Source organism: Lyngbya aestuarii BL J, assembly GCF_000478195.2.
Taxonomy (GTDB): domain Bacteria; phylum Cyanobacteriota; class Cyanobacteriia; order Cyanobacteriales; family Microcoleaceae; genus Capilliphycus; species Capilliphycus aestuarii.
In genome coordinates, this window is the sequence record NZ_AUZM01000140.1 from 1 (window position 1) to 6,045 (window position 6,045).

Consider the following 6,045-nt stretch of genomic DNA (forward strand, 5'->3'; position numbering starts at 1 on the left):
CCCGCCGCAATTGCGATGTCAACGATTTCGGTTTTAGTCGGCGATCGCAGTAAACAACCCTGTCGGAAAATCAGATCATAAAGTTGAGTAGACATCGTTCCCCTCTTGATTTTTAATCAGAACTTTACCCTGTTGTCTAGCTTGTCTAATGGCTTGGTAAAACTGTTCAGGTGTGACCGAACTAACCAAACTCAGAGGATAAGTATCTTCACTAATTGCTTTAGCATAAGCAGCTTGTAAATAAGGAGAATAAGACTGATCGTTGGCAACATAGACTTTAAAAAATGCCAAGCCGACTGCATTCATATAATTATTAATCGTAACGGGAACGGGATCAATAACTTCTTTTAGAGAAGAACTCACCGCCTGATTGACCATACTGAGATTAAGATTAATATGATGATCTCCTTCAGCGAGGAGAAGATATTTATGAGGAGTTGTCAACCAAGTAAAGGATCGAACTTGTTCCCAAGCCACGGGGGTAACTTTATCTTCTCCGCTCGTTTGCCAAAGAAGCGGGACTTGAATTTGACTTAAACTTTGTTCTCCAAAGATGCTACTATTAACAGGATTAATAGGCATCACAGCTTTGACTCGTTCATCTCGGAACTGATAGTCTGTGCGGGGTAATTCTAAAGCCCGACATTGAAATAATCGAGCTAAGTTCGGCGAGTCAAGTTTAGCAGAACAATCGGCTTGTAAGTTATCAAAATCAATTTCTGCTCCGGCAATGGCTAAGGCGGTATAAGCCCCAAAAGAGTACCCGGCAACACCCACTTGATTGAGATTGAGTTGACCATCAAATTCACTGGGGTTGCGACGCTCAAGTTCGTCTAATAAAAAGGAAATATCTGTCGGTCGATCTACAAATTCAGAGACTTTAAAGACATCTGTTGCCCGTCCTGAAAGTAAGGCTTCAACTTGATCGGTATCACTGCCAGGATGTTGAATTAACGCCGCGACAAACCCATAGGAGGCTAAATGTTCACCAAAAGCTGCATACTCAGTTCGGTTCGCTGCTAAACCGTGAGAAACAACGATAACGGGGATAGAGTTGGGTTGTCCTTGATTGACTTGATTGAGAGGAGTTGGAAGATAAAGATCGACTGAAATTTTACGGTTGCGTTGGCGATCATTGAGGAGAATTGTTCGCTTTAAAGTGCTGTGAGATCCGGGATATCGAATATCACGTTTTTGGGAGTAGTCGGTCAGAGGTTCTGAGATAATTTCATCGTTAGAGATTTTAACTATTTCTTCGATAACGGCATCTGTTTCTCTAGATAAGATTTGGATTTGATCGCGTAACTCAAAGAGTAATTGGGTATTGACTTGAATACCTTGGCTGGGAAAATAACGCAGAATATTGAGGGGAGTTAATCCCTCAGAATCTTGTGATGCTTTGATGAGGGCTGTCCGAATGGCGTCAGATCCATTTCTGAGGGTAATTGTGCCTTGTTCGTTGAGTTTTGCTTGAATTAAATCTCCTAATTTTTCTAAAAAGATTTGACCCGTGGGAGAGTACAGAAATTGAGAGATCATTAAGGGATCAATTTTGTAGGAATCCTGTAATAAATTCCGAAATTGTTCTTGATCGTCTGAACTCAGAAGTAGGAGATAGCTTTCGAGTTCGGGGTCATTAACTGTCCCCTCTTTCGCATAGGTTTCTAAGGCGTTTACGGAGACTGAAAGATTAGCGGTCGCAAAAGACAGATAGACTCGTTCTGCGGCTTGAGTGGGTAAGGCTGACAACAAGGCAATGAGGATTCCCAGACCCCAGTTTCTAATGAGATAATGATCAAAGTTATTGATTTTTAATTGATTGTATTGTTTTTGGAGTTTGTTCATTTTCATAGGCGGGGGATTTGATCAGGAGTAATTCAAGAGATGGACTCAGCTTTTTGAGAAACAAAATTTAAGTGTCTCTATTTTAAACGATTTTAAACTTTTTGGAATCCTAATTTGGGGGCTACAGAGATCGGAGTAAGAGTGGGGCAATTGGCCAAAGTTCAACCCCCTCTCAACATGGAATATTAGCACAGAATTAGAGTGACTCTTTGTCTGTATTTTCGTGAAGAACTTGTTTGATTTGTTCAAGGAGTGCTGACATTGAGATCTGACCGGGTAAAATGGTGATCTCTAGTTTTTTGATTAATTCCCGAAGATGATTGCTCAGTGCTGAGGAGAGATTCTCGCTGAATATTTGTTGAGAGTGTTCGGATGAGTCATTAGTGAGATCAAGATCTTCAAGTGGAACATTGGATTGATTTAAAATCAAAATGGGGAATTCAGTTGAGATTTGTTCTAAAGTGGAGAGAACTTGCAAAAGAGCGGGTGATAAGTCTCGCGTACAAATCAATAACAAATCGATGCTTTTATATTGAACGTGTTGGAGAACTTCCGGCCAAGACTGAGCCATTAATCCCCGAAATCCTGCGGTTTGTAAATATTGAACCAAAGCCCGATCAATTTTGGTTTTAAATCGGTTTTTAGGGGATTCTTTTTGTTCTGAATTGTCTTCTGTTAGATTGGCTAAAGGTTGAGATTCAACGGATGAGGACTCTGAGTGAGTAGAACTCACAGCGATTGGTGAACTCTCGGGTTGAAAATCAGGTAAAACGGAGAAATCGACTAAGAGAATATTCGGTTTCCAGTTCATCCCTACTGCGACTTGAACCACTTGTAATAAAGCAGATTCTAAAGTTTGAGAAGGTTCTGTACTTGAGTTGTGATTATTATCCAAATATTCAGCCGCCAAGCAGGGAAAAACAGAAAGGGGTTCAATTTGATTAGCAATTTTTGTGGTAGGTTGATCGAGAGTAATCAGAGGAAGATTAACCAGAATTTCATGCTGACTCAGTTGGTGTAGAAATGCGGATGGATCTTTGACTCCTGTGGTACTTTGTAAAATGACTGCATCAGGATGCCAAATTCTCGCTAACAGTTCAGCTTGATTGAGATCATCTGCTTCCAAGATACGACAACTGGAAAAATGATGGAGAATTAAAGCGGAATGATGAATAGAATTTTCGACAGTTTCTGCATTGAGGGATGAATTTTGACTCTCAAAGGATAAAGAAGTATGAGCATCTTGTTCAATCGGATTAAGCCACAATAACGTCAGTCGTTGAGTCTGATTCAAAAGGGAATCTTGTTTGAGTTCAGTGAGAATTTTCTGTAACTCTTGTTTTTCTACAGGTAAACTCAAAAAGCCATCACAATTATTCAGTTGAGCGCGTTTTTTATCTCCTAACGTCGCAGTAATGACAACAGGAATCTGATGAGTATGAGTATTTGTTTTGAGTAAAGTCAAGACATCCCAACCGGACAACAAAGGCAACAAAGGATTCAGAAAAATCACCCGAGGTTGTAGACAGCGAGCTTTTTCGAGCGCTTCAGTTCCCGAACGAGCAATCACGACACGATAGCCGAGGTTAGTCAGTTGTTCACTCAGACTAAAAATATAACGCGGTGCGGCCTCTACAATCAAGATTAATCGAGACTGAATTTCGGGAGTCGGACGAGGAGGGTTAACGGGAGAGCCTTGAGGCTTACCCGTGTGATGAGAAGGTTGCCAGTCTCGTGTATCAAGACCCCAATCTTTGCGCTGAGGAGGACTCGGGGGTAATAATAGGGTAAACTGACTGCCTTGATCTTGCTTTGAAATAAAGCTGACATCGCCGCCATGTAAACGCGCTAAACGTTGAGTGAGAACCAATCCCAATCCAGTCCCTTCAAATTTGCGAGTCAGGGGACTTTCAAGCTGTTGAAACTTCTGAAAAATCAAATGCTGTTTATCTTCTGGAATCCCAATTCCCTTGTCCCAAATTGTAAAGCCAATCCAGTTTTCCCAATAACTCACTTGTAGTCCAATTTGACTGTCATCAGGTGTAAATTTCAGGGCATTAGAAAGAAGATTAACTAACATTTGTCGCAAACGCAACTCATCGGCCACAATGGTTTCTAAACTGGGTTCGATATCTAAAATAAACCGTTCTTGAGGCTTTGGAGGGTTGGGGGAGGGAGAGTCAGAAGCGTTGGAGTGATGTTGTCCGGCGATTTGAAAAGCTCGTTCACAAATCGCTCGAATCTGTACAGGTTCAGGAATGAGTTCAAGCTGTCCGGTTTCCATGCGGGTCAAGTCTAAGATATCATTCACCACCATCATTAGATGACGTCCGCTTTGATGAATGAGTTTAGCATAACGGGCTTGACGATCATTGAGTGAACCGAGAGCTTGATCTTTGAGCAGACTTGATAATCCTAAAACTGCGGTGAGAGGGGTTTTGAGTTCGTGGCTGATACAGGCGAGAAACTCGTCTTTGAGTCGGTTGAGTTGTACTAAGTCAGCATTTTTGGCGGCGAGTTCTTGAGCGACGCGATGTTGTTCTGTGATCTCTTGAGCAATTACAATCCATAATTGAGAGGGTTCCCAGGAGAGAGTAACAGCCCAATTTTGCGGTAGGGGTTGACGGACAAATTGCCAAACTCGTTCGCGTCCGTTCGGGAGAGAACAGACACAGACATAGGTATCGTTAGAAGTTTCGACTTGTGACCAGTCGGGGGAAACATTCCAACCCTCGGAGACGCTGGCAGTCCCTTCTTGAGATACTGAGGGTTCGGGAAACGCAGACATTGATGAATCAGAGGAGTTAATATCTGAGGTGTAAGTGGGGGAGTGGGAATAAATCCATTCGGGCGAGGAAACGGGTTCAGAGCTTGAGGGTTCGGGAGTTTTACGGATATATTGGGGGTCTAACTCAACTTGAGAACGCCACGCCTGATTTTGAGCGAGGGTTTCGCCATTCTCCTGTTGAATCATTAAGGGAATGGGTAATTGTTCGATCAGTTGTAAGAGTGAGGGTGTTGTTGAGGAGGAAGAAGCATCTTCAACGGTTTCAACAGCGTTCGGATCAGAATCGTCTGGGGTGTGGGTGGGTGTGGAGTCAAGCAGGTGAGGATGACTGACCACAAATTGCAAAAGTTTGAGACTATCGAGCAATCCAATAAATTGATGGTCTCGATTGACTAAAGCGATAGACTGGGTTTGAGAGTCTGTTTGATGGAGATATTGCCAAAACTCCTCCCAGTTTAAATGAGCGGAAACCTCAATTAACGGTTCAATTAGGGTGGAATCGAGATCATTTATAGATTGTTGGGGATTGACTTCTAACTTGTCGTCAACTTTGGAGAGTGGGGGTGAATCCGAGGGAGGAAAGACAGATCCGATCAAACGACACAAGTAAACCACTCCCAAAGGATGATCTTGAGGACTGATCACAACGATGCGATCGCATTTTTCCTGGCAGAATATTGACCAAACCTCACTTAAGGTGGTGGTTTGATGACAAACGGGTACTGCCCGGATAAAGGTTTGGAGGTGAGTGGGGCAAGAGTACATAGAAAATCTGTATTGGAGCCGAAGGCAATAGCGTCTCTGGGGGAAATCGCGATCAAATTATTGGGGGATAGTCGTAGGCGAGGGAGTTGAATCAACTAAGACCAACTCACGAATAACAACTTCTATTCAGTTCTGTGATTCCACTTGGTAACTTTTGGGTTTCTCAATACGCGACCGAGTTGAGACAATTTTACCGTTTTGTTCCTGTTCTCCAGTCAAAAACGGCTATCTAAAGTTGTTCTGTAAACGGTTGACTATGGCTCACACCTCTCTAACTCCTGGGAGATTTCTCAGCAGTGCTTTGAGAGAGCTATCTCTATCATGTTCGCTCAACTTCAAGAAAATCGTCACCTTAATAATAAAAAAATAAGAATTAAAAATTAAAAAAGTATATTTCCACAACATCTTTGGGTAAACAGACAAAAAAGGTCACTCCAAAAGTTAGCACTCATGTCGCCGTAGACTCCTGGCCAGCGAGAAATTGAACTTTCTCCTTAAGAGGGATGTTTCACGAGAAGGCGATGGGCTATATACATAAACGTCGAAGATGGCAAAATCACGGGGAAATCCGGTCGATTACCAGTCTGGATGTTGACTTCACTTTTTGAGGATGGAAGCTTGAGTAAACGACCCATCGCCAACGCATA

Annotated in this window: 2 protein-coding genes; both read right to left on the reverse strand. The window is 42.5% G+C overall.

The genetic code is table 11. From position 1 onward, the window contains the following. Positions 1-75 precede the first annotated feature (75 nt). A complete protein-coding gene (locus M595_RS26795) occupies positions 76-1,851 on the reverse strand; it encodes an alpha/beta hydrolase (protein ID WP_023069737.1) in 1,776 nt (591 codons plus the stop codon). 190 nt (positions 1,852-2,041) lie between these two features. Next, entirely contained in the window at positions 2,042-5,398 is a 3,357-nt protein-coding gene (locus M595_RS26800; RefSeq protein ID WP_023069734.1) for an ATP-binding response regulator, read from the reverse strand. Positions 5,399-6,045: the final 647 nt, after the last annotated feature.